1 protein-coding gene is annotated in these 1,397 nt (G+C 64.6%); it reads right to left on the bottom strand.

Annotated features, from left to right (window positions below):
- The coding region (locus EV147_RS25880) for a peptide transporter (RefSeq protein WP_157994733.1) at window positions 1-1,397 on the bottom strand (1,397 nt) is incomplete at both ends.

The following is a 1,397-nucleotide window of genomic DNA, read 5'->3' on the forward strand; positions in this document are numbered from 1 at the left end:
GGGAACACCAGCCCACTGGCTTGCCCCACCAGAAAGTGGAACTGCACCGGCACCTTGGCCCTGCGCGCGATCTCGGCGCAGGTTTCGAAGAACCGCGGGTTCTGCTTGATCGTCGTGGCCGCCACGGCGATGCGCACCGGATCGCTTGCCGTCCGCTTCGTCTTCTCCGGCAACTGCAGTTCCAGCAACGCGGCAGGCGGGCGATACGGCATGCCATCGGAGGGCAGTTTCAATAGCCGTTCGCTGAAACAGGTCTCGTCGCCCACGTAGTCTTCCTCCACCACCACGTAGTCCATCGCATGCCCGTGCGTGGTGGCCGGGTGCCCCAGCGCCATCATCTGCAGCGGCGCCACCCGCAGGCACGCCAGCACCATCGTGATCGGGAACATGCCCACGCTCGGCATGTACATCAGTTGTGCCTGATACGTCTCACTCGTCTCCTGGATATGCCGCGCGTTCTCCCAGACGTTGCCCCCGCCGATCGGGATGAACTCGTGGAACACTGCCTTGCCCGCATCGTCCACCCGGCCGTCATAGCCCATGCCGACGAGGTGGAACTTGTCGCGCATCGCCACCATCGTCTGCGAGTGGGTGCGGTAGATCGAGTGGTTCTTCGAGAACCACTCCAGCACCACCAGCACCACGGGCTTGCCCTCGGCGGGCCGCACGGCGGGGCGGACGGTATCGAACAGCCCCAGCGTGGCGAGCTTGCGCCGGATCAAGGTGTTGATCGGCTTCTTGATGTCGTGTTTCGACGGAATGTCCGCGTAGCTGCAGTGCATGTACACATCGTGCATGACCCCCATCGGCAACTGGTCGACGCTCTCGATCTGGTCCAGCCGCTCCGGCAGCCAGCGCAGCAGCAGTTCGCGCTTGCCGTGCGCCGAGGGCGTGGCCAGGAAGCGCGACGACATCATCGCCATCGCCAGCCCGGCCGTCACCACCTTGTTGTGCTGCCAGAACGCGTCCCAGTCCAGCCGCACTTCGGACTCCGGCAGGTAGAACAACTGGAACTTGCGCAGATCCGACGTGCGCAGTTGCAGCGAGTAGCGCGCCTCGGCGTCCAGGCCGAGCGTACGCAGGATGTGGTCCGCGTTGCGGAAGGGGCTGGCCGCGAACATCGCCGCCAGCCAGCGCTGATACTGCAGCAGCAGCGCGCCGCCGTGATCGGTGATGTGGAAATCCGGATCGGTGATCAGGCTGCTGATTGCGGACGTCAGCCGCGTGAGCAGGTGATCGTCCATGATGTCCCGCGCCTCGCCGGACTGCGCCCACTCGTCGATATCCATCAGCACGCCATAGTGGCTGTCGATCCGGTGCAGCAGCGACACCAGCTCCCGGCCGGCGTTCTCGTGCTCCCCGCGATAGCACTGGTATTCGAATTTGTTGATGCTGAA

It is taken from the genome of Cupriavidus agavae, from assembly GCF_004217045.1.
Classification (GTDB): Bacteria; Pseudomonadota; Gammaproteobacteria; order Burkholderiales; family Burkholderiaceae; genus Cupriavidus; species Cupriavidus agavae.